Origin of the sequence: Kitasatospora sp. NPDC017646, from assembly GCF_044329365.1 — a bacterium.
In the GTDB taxonomy this organism is placed as follows: domain Bacteria; phylum Actinomycetota; class Actinomycetes; order Streptomycetales; family Streptomycetaceae; genus Kitasatospora.
The window spans coordinates 1-1,038 of sequence record NZ_JBIRJC010000157.1; the positions used below are offsets into that span (position 1 = coordinate 1).

The window sequence follows — 1,038 nt, forward strand, 5'->3', positions numbered from 1 at the left end:
CCTGTGGGGCTCGTAAAGTCATCGCTGCAGGTGGAAGGCCGTGTCCAGGGCTGGTCGGTGGTGACTGGGATGCTGCGCGGATGATCGTGTCTCTGCTCTACCGAGCCACCCGTGCGCTGCTGTCCGTACCGGCGGTGCTGTTGCGCCGGGACTCCGCCAAGGACGCAGAACTGCTGGTGCTGCGGCACGAGAACGCGGTGCTGCGGCGACAGCTCGGCGGGCCGGTGCGCTACGAGCCCACGGACCGGTTCTGGCTGGCCGCACTGTCGTCGCTGATACCGCGCTACCGCTGGACGGACGTCTTCCCGGTCACGCCGGGAACGCTGCTGGCCTGGCACCGCAGGCTGATCGCCAGGAAGTGGGACTACTCCGCTCAACGCCGGCGCACCGGGCGACCGCCCACCGCGGCCGCACTCAAGAGGCTGGTCCTGCGCCTGGCGCGGGAGAACCCGCGGTGGGGGCATCGCAGGATCCAGGGCGAGCTGGTCGGGCTGGGGCATCCGATCGCGTCTTCGACGGTGTGGCAGATCCTGCACGCGGCCGGCATCGATCCGGCTCCGCGCCGCACCGGTCCCAGCTGGCGCGACTTCCTCACCGCCCAGGCTGAGGGGATCATCGCCGCGGACTTCTTCCATGTGGACACGGTCACCGGCAGGCGACTGTACGCGCTGGTGTTCCTCGAACACGGCACCCGCAGGCTGCATATCACCGGCGTGACCGCACACCCCACCGCTCGGTGGGCGACCCAGCAGGCCCGCAACCTCGCCGCCGACCTCGGCACCCGCCTCGATTCCCTGCGCTTCGTGCTCCGCGACCGCGATACCAAGTACACCGACTCCTTCGACGCCGTCTTCAAGGCCGAGGAGATGGACGTGCTACTCAGTGCCCCGCAGGCCCCGCGGATGAACGCCCACTGCGAGCGAGTGATCGGAACCGTCCGACGCGAGGCTCTCGACCACGTTCTGATCATGAACGAGGCCCACGCCCGACAGGTCCTTGCCGACTACCAGAACCACTACAACCGGCACCGGCCTCACC

General features: G+C 69.1%; 1 protein-coding gene. It reads left to right on the forward strand.

Annotated elements, in window-relative coordinates:
• Positions 1-80: 80 nt before the first annotated feature.
• Positions 81-1,038: integrase core domain-containing protein (locus ACH4J0_RS43355; RefSeq protein WP_396246679.1), on the forward strand; the 958-nt coding region annotated here is incomplete at its 3' end.